This is a genomic window from Mycolicibacterium mageritense (assembly GCF_010727475.1).
GTDB classification, from domain to species: domain Bacteria; phylum Actinomycetota; class Actinomycetes; order Mycobacteriales; family Mycobacteriaceae; genus Mycobacterium; species Mycobacterium mageritense.
In genome coordinates this window covers 109,138-125,892 of the sequence record NZ_AP022567.1, presented here as the reverse complement: position 1 = coordinate 125,892, position 16,755 = coordinate 109,138, and the positions used below count along the sequence as shown (strand labels likewise).

16 protein-coding genes and 1 pseudogene are annotated in these 16,755 nt (G+C 66.2%); 15 read left to right on the top strand and 2 right to left on the bottom strand.

Annotation, left to right across the window (positions count from 1 at the left end):
* The first annotated feature begins 6 nt into the window (after nt 1–6).
* The 15 genes and pseudogenes from G6N67_RS00630 to G6N67_RS00560 all read left to right on the top strand — a co-directional run bounded on the left by G6N67_RS00630 (nt 7) and on the right by G6N67_RS00560 (nt 14,727).
* The gene (locus G6N67_RS00630; protein ID WP_036436128.1) at nt 7–819 is read left to right on the top strand and encodes a coniferyl-alcohol dehydrogenase; all 813 of its coding nucleotides are present in this window, start codon (nt 7–9) and stop codon (nt 817–819) included.
* Entirely contained in the window at nt 816–1,796 is a 981-nt protein-coding gene (locus G6N67_RS00625; RefSeq protein ID WP_110798599.1) for a cyclase family protein, read from the top strand. The genes G6N67_RS00630 and G6N67_RS00625 overlap by 4 nt, the downstream gene beginning before the upstream one ends.
* Nucleotides 1,797–1,803: 7 nt before the next feature.
* The gene (locus tag G6N67_RS00620; RefSeq protein WP_036436135.1) at nt 1,804–2,385 is read left to right on the top strand and encodes an NADPH-dependent FMN reductase; all 582 of its coding nucleotides are present in this window, start codon (nt 1,804–1,806) and stop codon (nt 2,383–2,385) included.
* Nucleotides 2,382–3,206 carry an alpha/beta fold hydrolase gene (locus tag G6N67_RS00615; RefSeq protein WP_036436137.1) on the top strand — a complete coding sequence of 275 codons (825 nt, stop codon included), beginning with the start codon at nt 2,382–2,384 and terminating at the stop codon, nt 3,204–3,206. Before G6N67_RS00620 ends, G6N67_RS00615 begins: the two co-directional genes overlap by 4 nt.
* Nucleotides 3,203–4,012 (top strand): SDR family NAD(P)-dependent oxidoreductase, encoded by an 810-nt coding sequence (locus tag G6N67_RS00610; RefSeq protein ID WP_036436138.1) that lies wholly within the window; start codon nt 3,203–3,205, stop codon nt 4,010–4,012. The genes G6N67_RS00615 and G6N67_RS00610 overlap by 4 nt, the downstream gene beginning before the upstream one ends.
* Nucleotides 4,013–4,134: 122 nt before the next feature.
* Nucleotides 4,135–4,794 carry a TetR/AcrR family transcriptional regulator gene (locus G6N67_RS00605; RefSeq protein WP_396916024.1) on the top strand — a complete coding sequence of 220 codons (660 nt, stop codon included), beginning with the start codon at nt 4,135–4,137 and terminating at the stop codon, nt 4,792–4,794.
* Nucleotides 4,791–4,985, top strand: a complete 195-nt coding sequence (locus tag G6N67_RS00600) for a ferredoxin (protein ID WP_036438253.1) — start codon at nt 4,791–4,793, stop codon at nt 4,983–4,985. The genes G6N67_RS00605 and G6N67_RS00600 overlap by 4 nt, the downstream gene beginning before the upstream one ends.
* Before the next feature lies 1 nt (nt 4,986).
* The gene (locus G6N67_RS00595; protein WP_036436143.1) at nt 4,987–6,204 is read left to right on the top strand and encodes a cytochrome P450; all 1,218 of its coding nucleotides are present in this window, start codon (nt 4,987–4,989) and stop codon (nt 6,202–6,204) included.
* A gap of 28 nt (nt 6,205–6,232) precedes the next feature.
* Nucleotides 6,233–7,399 carry an amidohydrolase family protein gene (locus G6N67_RS00590; protein ID WP_036436145.1) on the top strand — a complete coding sequence of 389 codons (1,167 nt, stop codon included), beginning with the start codon at nt 6,233–6,235 and terminating at the stop codon, nt 7,397–7,399.
* Nucleotides 7,396–8,628, top strand: a complete 1,233-nt coding sequence (locus G6N67_RS00585; RefSeq protein ID WP_036436147.1) for a M24 family metallopeptidase — start codon at nt 7,396–7,398, stop codon at nt 8,626–8,628. Before G6N67_RS00590 ends, G6N67_RS00585 begins: the two co-directional genes overlap by 4 nt.
* Nucleotides 8,625–9,785, top strand: a complete 1,161-nt coding sequence (locus G6N67_RS00580) for a M24 family metallopeptidase (protein ID WP_230021863.1) — start codon at nt 8,625–8,627, stop codon at nt 9,783–9,785. Before G6N67_RS00585 ends, G6N67_RS00580 begins: the two co-directional genes overlap by 4 nt.
* Nucleotides 9,778–10,737 (top strand): enoyl-CoA hydratase/isomerase family protein, encoded by a 960-nt coding sequence (locus G6N67_RS00575; RefSeq protein WP_036436149.1) that lies wholly within the window; start codon nt 9,778–9,780, stop codon nt 10,735–10,737. Before G6N67_RS00580 ends, G6N67_RS00575 begins: the two co-directional genes overlap by 8 nt.
* A gap of 4 nt (nt 10,738–10,741) precedes the next feature.
* On the top strand, nt 10,742–13,144 hold the full coding sequence (locus G6N67_RS00570) for a CaiB/BaiF CoA-transferase family protein (protein WP_036436152.1): 2,403 nt from the start codon (nt 10,742–10,744) through the stop codon (nt 13,142–13,144).
* 46 nt (nt 13,145–13,190) lie between these two features.
* Nucleotides 13,191–13,874 carry a DUF6461 domain-containing protein gene (locus tag G6N67_RS00565; RefSeq protein ID WP_036436155.1) on the top strand — a complete coding sequence of 228 codons (684 nt, stop codon included), beginning with the start codon at nt 13,191–13,193 and terminating at the stop codon, nt 13,872–13,874.
* 47 nt (nt 13,875–13,921) lie between these two features.
* A pseudogene (locus G6N67_RS00560) lies at nt 13,922–14,727 on the top strand (SDR family NAD(P)-dependent oxidoreductase).
* Nucleotides 14,728–14,739: 12 nt separating this feature from the next.
* On the opposite strand, the gene G6N67_RS00555 reads toward G6N67_RS00560, so the two are convergent.
* Nucleotides 14,740–15,585, bottom strand: a complete 846-nt coding sequence (locus G6N67_RS00555) for a mycofactocin-coupled SDR family oxidoreductase (protein WP_036436156.1) — start codon at nt 15,583–15,585, stop codon at nt 14,740–14,742.
* A 333-nt stretch (nt 15,586–15,918) separates the two neighbouring features.
* Nucleotides 15,919–16,638 carry a TetR/AcrR family transcriptional regulator gene (locus G6N67_RS00550; RefSeq protein ID WP_073903316.1) on the bottom strand — a complete coding sequence of 240 codons (720 nt, stop codon included), beginning with the start codon at nt 16,636–16,638 and terminating at the stop codon, nt 15,919–15,921.
* Between the last annotated feature and the right edge of the window lie 117 nt (nt 16,639–16,755).

Here is a 16,755-nt window from a genome sequence, read left to right as displayed (position 1 = left end):
CCGAATATGGTGTGGCGCTACGACGGTCGTCGGGCCGTTGTGACGGGATGCGCGTCCGGTATCGGCGCGCACCTCACGACACAACTGGCCGGCCTGGGGGCGCATGTCATCGGTCTCGACGTGCGTCGGCCCGATGCGGTGCCCGCGGAGTTCATCGAGGTGGACCTCGCGGACAACCGGTCGATCGACGACGCCGTGGCGGCGATCGACGGGCCCGTCGATGCGCTGTTCAACGTGGCCGGGGTGTCGTCGGGAATCGGTAACCCGTTGCTCGTCGTGACCATCAACTTCCTCGGCACGCGGCACTTCACCGAGGCCCTGCTGCCGAAGCTGACCGACGGCGCCGCGATCGCCAACGTCTCGTCGCTGACCGCGGCGAACTACCGGGACAACACCGCCCAGACGGCCGGGCTGCTGGCCACCTCGTCGATGGCCGACGGGGTGGCGTGGTGCCAGGCCAACCCGGACGCGCTGGCTGACGGGGGATACCGATTGTCCAAAGAGGCGATCATCCTGTACGGCATGACGCGTGCGCTGGCATTGGGGGAGCGCGGCATCCGGATCAACTGCACCGGTCCGGGCGTGACCGACACCCCGATACTCGACCAGTTGCGTGGTGCGTATGGGCAGGGATATCTGGATTCCTTCCCCAAACTGTTGGGCCGTGTGTGCGGTCCGGACGAGCAGGCCTCGGTGTTGGCCTTCCTCAACAGCCAAGCCGCAAGCTACATTTCCGGACAGGTCATCTGGGTCGACGGCGGTGCCGTGGCCGCCCGGGTCGCCGCAACCCTGGAAGGGATTCGACAGTGGCCGACATGAGCGACTTCCGCCGCGTCGCCGACGACGTCCGCAACTGGGGCCGCTGGGGTGACGACGACGAACTCGGCACCCTGAACTTGATCACCGCGGACAAGGTGGCGGAGGCCGCAAGCTTGGTCAAGGCGGGCAAGGTTTTTCCGCTGGGCGTCGATTTCGGCTCGTCAGGCCCGCAGGGTGCGTTCCATTTCCGGCAGAACCCCACGCACGTGATGACCGTGGACGGCGGCGACACCAGCACCCTGCTGGAGTACGGGCCGAAATGGCTGGCGAATCCGGCAGCCGGACAGTTGGCCGGCTACTTCGAGGGCAACCCGATGCGGTTCAACGACGACCTCATCATCATGCCGCTGCAGGCCGCGACACAGTGGGACGCGTTGTCGCACGTGTACTACGAGGACCGGCTCTACAACGGATTTCCCGCCGACTCGGTAACCAGCGCCGGCGCGTTCCACTGCGGTATCGACAAGGTGGACGGCAAGGGCATCACGTCGCGTGGAGTGTTGCTCGACATCGTGCGGCTGCGGGACGTCGAGACGTTCTGCGAGCTGGGCGATCCGATCACCCCCGCCGAGCTGGACGAAGCCGCGCGCCGCGAGGGCGTTCAGGTGCGTCGCGGCGACATCGTCGTGGTCCGCACAGGTTGGTGGGAACGTTTCCGGCAGACCGGAAACGGCGCCGAGCCCGGCGCCGGGCTGGACTGGACGTGCGCGTCGTGGCTGCACGACCATGAGGTCGCGGCGATCGCCGCCGACAACTTGATGGTCGAGAATCCGGTCTCCGGTGTCGAAGGCGCGTTCCTGCCGATGCACATGCTGTGCCTGCGGGACATGGGCCTGATGCTCGGCGAATACTGGGATCTGGCTGCGTTGGCCGCGGACTGTGCCGCCGACAGTCGCTACGAGTTCCAGCTCGTCGCACCACCGTTACGGGTGACGGGTGCCGTGGGCTCCCCGGTGAACCCCATCGCGATCAAATGAGGAGAGCATGACATCAACTGAGAAGGCACCGTTCGTCGTCGGCCTCGGTGGAACGCTACGGGCCGATTCATCGACCGAGCGCGCGGTGCGGTACTGCCTGGAATCCGTTGAGCGTCAGGGCGGCCAGACGAGAATGTTCGCCGGTCCGGACCTGGATCTGCCGATGTATGCGCCACATTCGCTGGACCGCACGCCCGCCGCACTCGAGTTGGTGAAGGCGCTGCGCGACGCCGACGCCGTGGTCGTGGGGTCGCCGGGCTATCACGGCGCGATATCCGGTCTGGTCAAGAACGCGCTCGACTACATCGAGGATCTGCGCGAGGATCCCCGCGTCTACCTCGACAACACGCCGTGGGGCTGCATCAGCTGCGCCTACGGCTGGCAGGCCGCTGTCGGCACGCTTGGCCAGCTGCGCTCGATCGGGCATGCGTTACGCGCCTGGCCGACCCCGCTCGGTGTCGCGATCAACTCGGCGGACCAGATCTGGTCCGAGACGGGTGAATTGGCCGACGGACCGGTCCGCAACCAGCTCGACATGCTGGCCAACCAGTTGCTGACCTTCGCGCGGTCGAGCGGGGCCGTGAGGTGACCTACCAACGCCGGACGCTTGTCGTCGACGGCCTGACCACCAGCTACCTGGAGGCCGGCGCGGGCGAGCCCGTCGTGCTGCTGCACGGCGGGGAATTCGGCGCGGGAGCCGAACTCGGCTGGGAGCGGGTCATCGACGAACTCGCGGTCGACTACCGGGTGCTGGCGCCGGACATGCTGGGATTCGGCGATAGCGCCAAAGTGGTCGATTTCACCGACGGCCGCGGCATGCGCATCCGGCACATCGCTCGGTTCTGTGCCGAGTTGGGCATCGGTTCAGCACATTTCGTCGGGAACTCGATGGGCGCCGTCAACCTGTGGACTGACCTGACCTCGCCGGCGCCGCGACTGCCCGTGCGCTCCTTCGTGGCAATCTGCGGCGGAGGGGAAATCCAGCGCAACGAGCACAGCGCGGCGCTGTACGACTACGACGCCACCCTCGACGGCATGCGCCGCATCGTCACCGCGCTGTTCGCCGACGCGGCCTATGTGGATGACGAGGCGTATGTGCGGCGCCGGTATGAGGCGAGCATCGCGCCGGGTGCGTGGGAATCCCTTGCCGCGGCCCGGTTCCGGCGCCCGGGCCTGGATGCGCTGCCGCCCCCGTCGAGCAGGCGCGCCTACGACCGGGTCGAGGTGCCGACGCTGATCATCGAAGGCGCCGCGGACAAGCTGCTGCCGCCCGGGTGGGCCGCCGAGATCGCTGCCCAGGTCGGCGGGGCGAGGTCCGCGGTCGTCGACGGCGCCGGGCACTGCCCGCAGATCGAGCAGCCGCGGGCCGTCGTCGACCTGGTGCTCGACTTCCTGAAAGAGGTGGCATGACAGAGGCTCTGGCCGGCAGGGTCGCGGTCGTGACAGGTGGAGCCGCAGGGCTCGGCGAGGGGCTCGTGCGGCGGTTTGTCACCGAGGGCGCCCGCGTCATGATCGGTGACGTCGAGAAGGACCGCGGCGCAGCGCTGGCCGCCGAGCTGGGGGACAGCACGTCGTTCCTGACGACGGACGTATCCGATCCCGAACAGATCGGCGCCCTGGTGGACGCGGCGATCGAACGGTTCGGAGGACTGCACGTCATGGTCAACAACGCCGGGGTGTCGGGCACCATGCACCGACGGTTCCTCGATGACGACCTAATGGACTTCCACCACGTCATGGGCGTCAACGTGCTCGGAGTGATGGCCGGAACCCGCGACGCCGCCCGGCACATGGCCGAGCACGGCGGTGGCTCGATCCTCAACCTGACGTCGATCGGCGGCATCCAGGCCGGTGGCGGCGTGATGACCTACCGCGCATCGAAAGCCGCCGTCATCCAGTTCACCAAGTCCGCCGCGATCGAACTGGCGCATCACGAGATCCGGGTCAACGCGATCGCCCCGGGCAACATCCGCACCGCGATCGTCGCGAAGTCCGCCGCTGCGGAAGACCGTGAACGCATCGAGCAGTTCGAGGCGGACATTCGTGCCCAGATGCGTGCCGACCGTCCGCTCAAGCGGGAAGGCACGGTCGAGGACGTGGCCGAGGCCGCCGTGTACTTCGCGAGCGACCGGTCGCGGTATGTCACCGGAACCGTGTTGCCCATCGACGGCGGCACGGTCGCGGGCAAGGTGATCGTCCGCCGGGAGAAAGCCTGACGTCGAGACGACGGGTTTTGGCGAGGTAACGCGGTTATCCCGGCAAAAACCGTCGTCTCGAGGCGCGGCGCGGATTAAATCAACTGCTTGACTTAATTACAGGAGAAGCGTTGACTGTAACGGTGACCACAGCCAGTCGGATGGCGCGGGCCGACCGGGCCAGCAGCACGCAGGAGGCGATCCTCAAGGCGGCCGAGCGGCTCTACGCCGAGCATGGTGTGTTCGCGGTGTCCAACCGCCAGGTCAGTGAAGCGGCGGGGCAGGGCAACAACGCAGCGGTCGGCTACCACTTCGGAACCAAGACCGATCTGGTCCGCGCGATCGAACACAAGCACCGCGGGCCGATCGAGGAGTTGCGCGAGCAGATGGTCGCGGCCACGGGCGATTCCACCGAGCTTCGGGACTGGGTGGCGTGTCTGGTCCAACCGTTGACCGATCACCTTGCCGCACTCGGCAATCCGACTTGGTATGCGCGGTTCGCCGCGCAGGTCATGGCCGACCCGGCGTACCACGACATCGTGGTGAGGGACGCGTTGAGCTCACCGTCTCTGGTGCAGGTCATCGACGGCATGAAGAACTGCCTGCCCGATCTGCCCGTCGAGGTCCGGGCCGAGCGCAACATCATGGCCCGCAACCTGCTGATGCACAGTTGCGCCGACCGGGAACGCGGCCTGGCGCAGGGCGCCACGGTGCCGCGGCCGTCCTGGAACGCCGCGGCGTCCGGGCTCATCGACGCGATCGTCGGGCTGTGGCGCGCGCCGGTCACCGGGGTGGACGTGTGAAAATCGCTGTCGACCAAGACAAATGCGTGTCGTCGGGCCAATGCGTGCTCAATGCGGCAGACGTGTTCGACCAGCGCGACGAGGACGGCGTCGTCGAACTACTCGAGCCCAGCCCCGGCCCTGACCACGCCGAGGCCGCCCGGCGCGCCGCCGCGGCCTGCCCAGCCCTTGCCATCCACATTGAGGAATGACATGTCAGAAGCGCTGACGCAGATCGACATCCCCGATTATCCGATGGAGCGCGACGCGCGCTGCCCGTTCGCGCCGCCCCCGCAGATGCTGGGAATCCCGAAAGGGCTATCCAGGGTACGGATCTGGGACGGCAGCACCCCATGGTTGATCACGGGCCATGAGGAAGCCCGGACCTTGTTCGCGGACTCTCGGGTCAGCGTCGACGACCGCCGCCCCGGCTTCCCGCACTGGAACGAGCACATGCTCTCGACCGTCGACAAGCGGCCACGCTCGGTCTTCACGTCCGACGCCGAGGAGCACACCCGATTTCGGCGAATGTTGTCCAAGCCTTTCACGTTTCGGCGGGTCGAGGGCTTGCGGCCGGCGATCCAGAAGATCACCGATGAGTGCATCGACGAGATCCTGGCCGGGCCGCAGCCCGCTGACATCGTCGCCAGACTCGCGCTGCCGGTACCGACCGTGGTGATCAGCGAGATGCTCGGCGTCCCATACGAAGACCACGAGTTCTTCCAGCATCACGCCAATGTCGGGCTGGCCAGGTACGCGTCGGCAGAGGACGGCCAGAAGGGCGCCATGAGCCTGGCGCAGTACTTGATCAACCTCGTCGAGGCCAAACAGCAGAATCCCGCCGAGGATGCGGTGTCGGACCTGGCCGAACGTGTCACGGCCGGCGAGATCAGCGTCAAGGAGGCCGCGCAGCTGGGCACCGGGCTGCTCATCGCGGGACATGAAACCACCGCCAACATGATCGGCATCGGCGTGCTCGCGCTGCTGGAGAACCCCGAGCAAGCGGATTTCCTGCGGGACGCCGAGGATCCGAAGGTGATCGCCAACGCGGTCGAAGAACTCATGCGTTACCTGTCGATCATCCAGAACGGCCAGCGCCGCATCGCCATCGAGGACATCGAGATCAGCGGTGAGACCATCCGCGCCGGTGAGGGCATCATCCTCGATCTCGCGCCTGCCAACTGGGATGCCAAGGCCTATCCCGAGCCCGAGAAGCTCGACCTTTCCCGTGACGCCGGGCAACAGCTCGGCTTCGGCTACGGCCGTCATCAGTGCGTCGGCCAGCAGTTGGCGCGGGCCGAGCTGCAGATCGTGTTCCACACCCTGCTGCGCCGCATCCCCACCATGCGGTTGGCGATCCCGTTCGACGAGGTGCCGTTCAAACACGACCGGCTTGCCTACGGCGTCTACGAACTTCCCGTCACCTGGTGACCGACAGCCCTTGATTGGAGTACATCCGATGTCCACCATGACTCAGACGCTTTATCCACCAGAAGGTTTCGGCGCACCGAAGAATCGGCGCGGCCACGCGACCGGCAACCTCGGTCTTCCCGACGGCACCGTGATCTTCTCGGCCGACAACCATATCTCTGTCGCCGACGACATCTTCTACGAGCGTTTCCCCGAGGAGCTCAAGGGTGCCGCGCCACGCATCTGGTACGAGGACGGCGCGTACATGGTCGGCATGAAGGGCAAGGCGTGGACGGGCGGTGACTTCGGCCGCGTCCTGATGCAGTACGACGACCTGGCGGGGGCGGCGTCGAACAACATCGAGGCTCGCATCCGGGAACTCGCCGGGGACGGAATCGACAAGGAACTCGCTTTCCCCAACGCCGTACTGGCGCTGTTCCACTACCCGGACAAGGCGTTGCGCGAGCGCGTGTTCCGCATCTACAACGAACACATCGCCGATCTGCAGGAGCGCTCGGGCGGCCACTTCTACGGTGTGGGCCTGATCAACTGGTGGGATCCGAAAGGCACTCGCAGCACCCTCGAGGAACTGAAATCGCTGGGGCTCAAGACGTTCCTGTTGCCGCTCAACCCGGGCAAGGATGACGAGGGCAACATCTACGATTACGGCAGCACTGACATGGATGCGGTGTGGGACGAGATCGAGGCGGCCGGCGTCCCGGTCAGCCACCACATCGGCGAGACTCCGCCCAAGACGCCGTGTCAGAACAACAGCGTCGTCGTCGGCATGATGGTCAACGTCGACTCGTTCCGCGAACAGTTCGCCAAGTACCTGTTCTCCGGAATCCTGGACCGGCACCCTCGATTGAAGATCGGCTGGTTCGAGGGCGGTATCGCCTGGGTGCCGACGGCGCTGCAGGATGCCGAGCACATGCTCGCCTCATACCGGCACATGTTCAACCATGAACTGCAACAGGATATCCGGTACTACTGGGACCGTCACATGAGCGCGTCGTTCATGGTCGATCCGCTGGGGCTGCGGTTGATCGACGACATCGGCGTCGACAACGTCATGTGGTCCAGTGACTACCCGCACAACGAATCCACGTTCGGCTATTCCGAGAAGTCGCTGGCCGCGGTCGTGGAGGCGGTCGGTCCCGAAGCCGCGACCAAGATCGTCAGCACCAACATCCAGAAGTTCCTGGGGCTCTCATGACGACGTTCGCCATGACCGGGACGACCACGTTGGACATCCCGACCGAACCCGACTTCGCGCGCATGCGCCGCGAGGTCAGCGTGCGTCTGCGGGATGCGATGCGCGAGCAGGGGGTTGGGGCACTGATCCTGCTCGGCAACGGCAACGTGGTCTACGCCACGGGGGCCAGCTGGCCGCTGTTGGACGCCGGGCTGTCCCATGTCGAGCGTCCGATCGCCGTCATGCTCGTCGACGACGAGTACCCACACCTGTTCATGCCGGCGCGCGAGGGCGCTCCGCTGGAGACCGACCTGCCCGACGACCACTTACACGGGCCGCTGTTCCTCGAATTCGACGAGGGCGTCGATTATTTCGGCAAGGTGCTGGCCGAGCTGATCCGACCCGGGGCGACGGTGGCCGTCGACGAGCTGACCGGCGCGATGCGCCGCGCCGGCTCCCGGCTGTTCCCCGGCAAGGCCCCCGTCGACGCGGCGCCCGTCGTCGGCGCGGCCAAGCTCGTCAAGACGCCCGACCAGATCGCGGCGGTCCGGCGCGCCTGCCGGATCACCGAGGAGGCCATGGTCGACGTCCAGAAATCGCTGGCGCCCGGTGTGCGGCAGATCGACCTGTCGGCGCAGTTCGTCCGGCGCGCATTCGAACTCGGTGCGACGGCGAACATGCTGGAGGCGATCTGGCAGGTGATGCCGTCTTCCAAGGCCGCAGGCACCTGGACCACGCATGGTGACCTGGCGCTGCCGTTGCTCACCACGGAACGCGAGCTTGCCAAGGGCGACGTGCTGTGGACCGATGTGTCCATCACCTACGGCGGCTACTGCTCGGACTTCGGCCGCACCTGGCTGGTGGGGCAGGAACCGACGGAACGCCAGCATGACCAGTTCCACCAGTGGCGAGATATCCTCGGCGCCGTTTTGGCGGTGACGAAGGCCGGTGCCACTTCAGGCGATCTGGCGCGGGCGGCGATCACCGCGGCCGGTGGCCGTAAACCGTGGTTGCCGCACTTCTACCTCGGCCACGGGATCGGCTCCAACGCAGCCGAAATGCCGATGATCGGCACCGATCTCGGCGAGGAGTTCGACGACAATTTCGTGTTCCCGGCCGGCATGCTGCTGGTTCTGGAACCGGTGATCTGGGAGGACGGCACGGGTGGCTATCGAAGCGAGGAGATCGTGGTGATCACCGAGGGCGGCTGGATGCCGCTGACCGACTACCCTTACGACCCGTACCTGTGAGCGCGCCCGTGCGAAGCGAGGCCCGCACCGAAATCGAGGCGGACTCCCACGATCTGCGCCACGGGCGTCGCGATCGCGTGCTGGCCCAGATGGCCGAACACGATCTCGACATCCTGGTGCTCGGCAGGCAGGCCAACGTCCGTTACGTGACCGGCGCCCCGCAGTTGTGGGTCGCGGGCACCCGGCCGTTCGGCCCGATCTGCGCGTTGGTCCGCGAGACCGGGGACATCCACCTGAACAGCACATGGGACGAGGGCATCCCCGACGAGATACCGCACGAGCGTCTCTACGGGCTGGCCTGGAATCCGATGACGCTCATCGGGGTGCTGCAGGGTGTCAATGGTGCCGCCACCGCCAAGCGCGTCGGGACAGACGCGCTCACACCGACTTTCGCCAAGTTGCTGCCACTCGCGTTCCCCGACGCGGAACTTGTCGACGGTGAGCAAGCCATGCGGACGGCCCGGCGGATCAAAACGGCCGAGGAGCTCACCGCGCTGCGTGGGGCGGTGCGGGTCGCGCAGGACGGTCTGGCTTCGGCAGTGGCGGAACTCGTTCCGGGTGCTTCGGAACGGACGCTTGCCGGCGCGTTGATGGAGGCTGAGGCAGCCGGCGGCGTGAGCACTCCCGCAACGCAGGATTCCGCATGGATCACCAGCAGGGACACGCCGTGGCGGCGCGCTGCCGGTGATGGCCGATTACGCGACGGAGACCTGGTGGTGGTGTCCGCCGGGGTTCTGGCCGACGGCTATGTCGGGGAGGTAGCGCGCACCTTTCCCGTCGGTGAGATCACCGACCTCGCTGCGGTCCGTGCACTGTATGCCCGCCGTGATGCATTGTGGAACAGCCTGATTGCCGCGTGCCGGCCGGGCAATCCGGCAGGCGCACTGCTGGCCGCCTACGAGTCTGCCGGCGAGCCGATCCCGCCGGCCCCGGTTGCGCACGGCCTGGGATTGGGGTTCGATCCGCCGGTTGTCTCACCTCACCTGCGTGCGACCTGCGACGCCGAGATCCTGTCGGAGGGCATGGTGCTCGCGGTGACTGCACACGTGTGGCAGCGCGGGCTCGGCGCGGTGTTCAGCCGCGACGCAGTGCTGATCACTGCCGATGGCGCCGAGGTGCTGTCGATCAGCCCGGCCTGGCGAGGCCAGGATGGCTGACCGGCCCAAACCGGAGGAGATCATCCTCTACGCGAAGGATCCGCGCACCAAGATCGCCACCATTACGTTCAACCGGCCCGAGTTCCTCAATGCGCCGACGTCGATGGCCCGGTTGCGGTACGCCGATCTGCTGCGTGCGGCCAACGCCGACAACGACGTCAAGGTCGTCATCATCCGTGGTGTGGGGGACAACCTGGGCAGCGGTGCCGACCTGCCTGAGTTCATGGAGGGCAACGACAATCCGGCGGCCCGGCTCGCGGAGTTGCGGCTCGAGGACGACGGCGTCGGGGAGGTCACGTACCCGCCCAAGGGCACCTTCCGCAACGGTGCCACCATCAGCGCGTGGTACGCCAACTCGCAGGCCGGTAACCGCGCGCTGCAGGACTTCAAGAAGATCAGCATCGTCGAGGCGAAGGGCTACTGCTACGGGTGGCATTTCTATCAGTGTGCCGACGCCGATCTGGTGATCTCCAGCGACGACGCGCTGTTCGGGCATCCTTCGTTCCGGTACCACGGCTGGGGCCCGCGGATGTGGACGTGGGTCCAGATGATGGGGCTGAGGAAGTTCCAGGAGATGGTGTTCACCGGCCGCCCGTTCACGGCCGCGGAAATGTACGACTGCAACTTCCTCAACAAGGTCGTACCGCGCGATCAGTTGGAAGCCGAGACCGACAAGTACGCGCGCGCGTGTGCTCGGAACCGGCCGGTGGACACGGTCTTTCAACAGAAGATGTTCTTCGAGATCTACAAGCAGCAGCAGGGTGAATACCTGGGCAGCCTGCTCAGCGCGTTCTTCGAGTCGATGGGCAACGGCGTGGCCAACGACAGCGATGACGACCTGGACATGTTCGAGTCGATCGAGTCCGGTCTGTCGGACGCGGTCAACGACAACGACAGCAGGTTCCCACCCGAGTTCCGGCTGTCCAAGAAGAACAGGGCGAAACCCGAATAGAAACATGACCGCACCACTTGACGGGTACACCGTCATCGATCTGTCCAGCGGTATCGCCGGCGGGTACTGCACCAAGATCCTCGCCGACGGCGGTGCCGACATCATCAAAGTGGAAGCACCCGAGGGCGACGCGCTGCGCCGTTGGTCGGCATCGGGAGCCGAATTCGACGGCGACGGTGCGCTGTTCAGCTTCCTGGCGGGCGGAAAACGCAGCGTCGTCGTCGACCCGTCGGAAATCGGTGACGTCGAACGTCTCGTGGCCGCAGCCGATGCAGTGGTCTGGTCCCCGGAGTCTCCGGTCGCCCAGCGGGTATCACCGACGGAGCTCTACCGTCGTCATCCGCATCTGATCGTGGCCGCAATCACGCCATTTGGATTGGACGGGCCCTGGCACGATCGTCCGGCGACCGAGTTCACGCTGCAGGCCTGGTCCGGTGGTGCGATCGGCATCGGGCGTGGCTCGCAGGACCGGGCGCCGGTCCACGTCGGCGGTCAGGTCGGGGAGTGGTTGGCCGGGTGCTATGCCGCCGCCATGGTGCAGGCCTTCTGGCTTCGCGCACTGCGAGACGGTTACGGCGAACTGATCGACCTGTCCAAGCTGGAAGCCCAGATCCTCGGTCTGACCTACTATCCGGTCACCTATTTCGAGATACTCGACCGGCCGTGGCGGACCGAGCGCAGGCCAACCGTGCCCGGCGTGGCGCAAGCGGCCGACGGGCTGGTGGCGCTGGGCTGCGGGACGGCTCAGCAGTGGTGGGATCTGTGCGCCATGTCGGGGCACGACGACTGGATCGACGAGACCACCGAACTGACAATAACCGAGCAGGCGAACCTGCACGCCGACGAGTTGTACAGCTGGATTCGCGGACAACATGCGGACGACCTCCGGGAACTCGCATCGGCGTTCCGGATCCCCAACTCGCCGGTCGGCAACGGTGAGAACGTCACGGAGATGGACCATTTCGTCAAGCGTGGTGCGTTCGAGCGCAATCCCCGCGACGGTTTCACCCAGCCTACACACCCTTACCGGATCAGCGGGGTCGAGCTGCGCACTGCCGCGGCGGCCCCGCGCCTCGGACAGCACACGAGTGAGGTCGTCGGTGCCGGCCTGCCTCGCCGAGACCCGCCCTCGGGCGCCAGGCACCGTAACCGCCTGCCGCTGGAACGGCTCAGAGTCCTTGACATGACCACGTTCTGGGCCGGCCCGTCGTGTACACACGCGCTGGGCATGCTGGGCGCCGAGGTCATTCACCTGGAGTCCACGGCCCGTCCCGACGGCACCCGGCTGATCGCCGGAATCCCCGCGAGTGTCGAGCAGTGGTGGGAGCGTTCGCCCATCTTCTCGGCGCTCAACACCAACAAGAAGGGCCTGACGCTGGATTTCCAGACCGAGCAGGGCCGCGAAGTCCTACGCAGGCTGATCGCGACGTGTGACGTCGTGGTCGAGAACTTCACGCCCCGGGTCATCGACCAGATCGGACTGGATTTCGAGACGGTCCGCGCGTTGCGCGACGGAATCATCATGGTGCGGATGCCCGGGTTCGGGCTCGACGGGCCGTGGCGGGACAACCCGGCCTTCGCCTACATCATCGAGGATGCGTCCGGATTGAGTTGGCTGACCGGATATCCGGACCGAACCCCCTACGAACCGTATTCGGTCGGCGACCCCAACGCCGGCGTGCACGCGCTCAACGCGGTGCTGCTCGCCGTTGAACACCACCGCCGGACCGGTGAGGCGGTATTGGTGGAGGCCGCGATGGTGGACGCGGCGCTCACCATCGCCGCCGAGCAGGTGATCGAGTACTCGGCCTACGGCGCACTGTTGCAACGGGACGGTAACCGGGGACCGGTCGCGGCACCGCAGAACCTGTACCGCTGCGCCGACATCGACGAGTTCGGTCGTCCGGACAGCTGGGTTGCGATCGCGGTCGAGACAGATGCGCAATGGGACACATTGTGCGAAGCTCTCGGTCGTCCCGGATGGACTAGGGCCCCTGCGCTGTCCACTGCGGCAGGCCGCCGCGCCCAGCACGACCTCATTGATGAGAAGCTGTCGGACTGGTGCGTATCACGGGGCGGTGACAAGATCATCGAAACACTGTGGCCGGCCGGGGTTCCGGTGGCCAAGGTCATGCAGCCGCACCGCCAGGGCGAACTTCCCCAGTTGTGGCACCGGCGGTTCTTCGAGCACGTCGGGCATCCGGTGAACGTCGCCGCGCCCCACAGCACCCTGCCGGTCACCCTGGCCGACGGGCCACGCGAGTTTCATCGTGAGCCTGCACCGCTGCTCGGTGAGCACAACCATGCCGTGCTGTCGGAATTGGGCTTGTCCGATGCGGAGATCGACGCGCTGGAGCATGCCGGTGTGATCGGTACCGAACCGCGGCGCGGCACCGCCAAGCGCTGACCGGTGCGATACCCTCGACGTGCGCACCTGCAGGGGAGGGGCCGGGTTGACCGCGACAGCCGACGACTATGCGTGGTGGAGTTCCTGGCGGCCGGAATGGGCCGACAGCTACTGCATCACGGTGCTCAGCGATGCCGAACCCCACCAGGTCGCCCATTCGCTCGAGACAGGCCCACCGGTCCTGTTGCAGGGTATCGATGCCCTCCTGGACCGTACGGTTGAGCACTGGGGCGCAGGCTACGACCCCGATCAGGCGATGCTGGGCGTCGCCGGGATCGACGGCGGATGGTCGTTGATCGCGGAGTCGAACGGCTACGTGGGTGTCACAGAACGTCTCATCGGGCCGCTGTCCATCGACCGGACGGTCGTGTCGCACTTCCGGAATATCAACGCCGTGCACCGATTTCAGTGGTGGCACGACGGGCGATTGCTCGTGGATTTCGACCTGTTGTTCCCGACGGAGAGGTTCGGCGCGGATCCCGACGTGGTGCTGGATGGCCTGCGGGCCATCGGCATCCCACTGGACGCCGGACCGGAGGACGTCGCCGCGATTGATCTCAGTGCGGCGGGCTTCGCACTCGCGGAGCGCATCACCGGCGTGGCATGCACGCCCGAACTGTTCGAGACCAGCCGATACCTCGCCGCGACCGTCGCCATGCCCGGGCATGAGGAGCAAGCCCGCTACGGTGAGGCGTTGCGGGCCACCTGGCATGTGCCGACCACGTGGTGAGTGTCTCCGCGGTGTTGCATCGAAACGGCTCGCCAGGCTGAACAACCATGGCCATCAACCCTTCTGACATCCTGCTCACCGGGCAGGTCGCGGTCGTGACCGGCGGCGGGGCCGGTATCGGGCGTGGCATCGTGGCCGGCCTGGCCGCCTTCGGAGCCAGGGTGGCGGTGTGGGAGCGCGACGTGCAGAGTTGCGCGGCGGCAGCGGAATCCGTCGACGGGTTGGGCATCGTCACCGACGTGCGGGACGCTGATCAGGTGGATGCCGCACTGGCTCAAACCATCTCCGAACTCGGTCCGGTACGCATCCTGGTAAACAATGCGGGCGGGGTTTTCGCCTCGCCACTGCTGGAGACGACAGAGAACGGCTGGGATGCGCTCTACCGCAGCAATTTGCGTCATGTGCTGCTGTGCACGCAACGGGTCGCCCGCCAGTTGGTTGCTGCCGAATTGCCGGGCAGCATCATCAATGTGACGTCGATCGAGGGCGTCCGGGCCGCGCCCGGCTACGCAGCTTATGCGGCCGCGAAGGCCGGCGTCGTCAACTACACGCAGACCGCGGCGACCGAGCTGGCGCCGCACGGCATCAGGGTCAATGCGCTGGCGCCGGATCTGACTGTCACCGGAGGGCTGCTGGCCTTGTCGCCGGAGGGCTTGCCGCGCGGGATCGCCGACGCGATTCCGCTGGAAGGCCCGGGCATGTCGACGAAATTGCCTCGGTAGCAGTGTTTCTCGCGTCTTCGATGTCGAGTTACATCACCGGGCAGACGATCCACGTGGACGGTGGCACGCGGGCTGCGGGTGGCTGGTACCCCCACCCGCAGACCGGTGCCTTCACGCTAGGGCCGGGCTAGGGATTCCGGCCCTTACTTCAGGCAGCTGCCTGCGTCGACGGGCAGGGTCACGCCGGTGATGTACCGGGCCTCGTCGGACGCCAGGAACAGCACCGCGTTGCTGATGTCGACGGCCTCGACCCACGGAACCGGCAGAGTGTGGAACATCTGGCAGATCGGGGCCATGTCGTCGGGGCCGGGGTTCTCCAGATCCGGTCGGAACATCTTGAATGTGCCCTCGTTGTGCAGCATCGGGGTTGCGACGTGCGTGGGATGCACGGTGTTGACCCGGATGTTGTGCTGGCCGAGTTCGACGGCGAAACCTCGCATCAGACCGACGACGCCGTGCTTGGCGGCAACATAATTGCCGCAGTGTGGGTAGGCCTTGAGGCCGCCGACCGAGCTGGTCAATACGATGGAACCGCCGCGTCCGCCGGCAATCAGATGCGGCACACCGGCTTTGACCGACTTCCACACCCCGGACAGATTGATGTCGATCATCTCGTCCCAGTCCTGCTCGCTGGTCTGATCGAGCGTGTCGCCGCCGTTGCCGATGCCTGCGTTGGCGACGATGATGTCGAGCCTGCCGAGCTGTTCTACGCCACTGTCGACCGCGGCCTTGACGGCGGCCGCGTCGCGGACGTCGACCTCTGCGGTGACGATGCGCCGGTTGAGGCCCTTGACCAGGTTCGCGGTTTCGGCGAGGTCGTCCGACGTCGACGCCGGGATCGCGGTGTCCACACCCGGCCGAATCGGCCCACAGATGTCGACGGCGATGATGTCGGCGCCCTCCTGCGCCAACCGCACCGCGTGGCTACGCCCCTGACCGCGCGCCGCGCCGGTCACAAAGGCGACCTTGCCTTCGACCCGTCCTGACATTGGTTACCTCGGTTCCTGTTCGTGGTGTGACGCCGCTATGCCCGCATGTTGTGCATCTGCTCAGCACTCTTTCATCGGCGTGCCCGCCGTGTCAACGCCGGAACCGCTTTTGGCAATTAGCACTCTCGAATTTTCAGAATTATATTCTCGGGAGGGCGTCAAAATCGTTCTGAATCCCCCGCTCACCGACGCGAAGGCCTGGTGATCGTGTGGCCCTAGTGTCGTTTCACAGCGGACTGAGTCCGGGATCGCGTCGACACGATCGATGGCCACCCGCGGCCGGGCGTGCGACGCGTGAGGTGAGTTCTACCGAATCAAGAACAAAATTCTCGATCAGCCGGCGGCGAATCCGTGGGCGCAGAAGTCCCATACTTCGTCCGCGGTGATCGGATGCGGGGCGCCGTCCTCGGTCCCTCCGCTGGATTGCGCGACGAACATCACGGTCTGCATGGTCATGGCCGCCATGCGGCGCGGGCTGATGCCCTTGCGGAGTTGGCCGGCATCGGCGGCCTCCTCCATGAGCTCGGTGAGCAGGGCCAGCAGGGGCGCGTGGGCGACTTTCACCTCGGCCGGGTGGGATACCAGCAGCCGCGGGGCGAAGTCGGTGAACAGCGGTCGCTTGGCGGCCGGGTCCGGCCGAGACGACTCGAAGAGCAGCTGGATGGCCACCTTGAGCCGGTCGATGGGATCGCTGTGGCTCGCGGTGGCGGCGCGGATCTGGTCGGCCGAACGGCTCAGCGCATCTTCGAAAAGCGCGAGCAGTAGCTCGTGTTTACCGTCGAATTGCAGGTAGAAGCTGCGCAACGACTGCCGCGAGCGGTCGACGACCTCTTGCACCGTGAAGTCGGTGCTGCCCTTTTCGATGATGATGGCCTGTGCGGCGTCCAGGAAGCGCTGGACGCGCTGGGCAGCGCGCAGCTTCGCGGTTTTGATGGACCGCTCGACAGCCCGCTGCTTCCATGCGGGTTCATCGCCGGCGGTGGTCACCGGCGGATCATCTGTGTGTCGAGTCGGGAGAACATGGATTGACTGTACCGGAGAACGCCTTGCCATCGCGGTGCCAGACCCCCTCGCGGTCAACGTGTCGGAGATTGTAACTTTCTCAGTATGAGAATACTATTCTCATTGCGGGCATTTTTGAAGCTTTTCCCGACGAGGGCATCGCGTCGT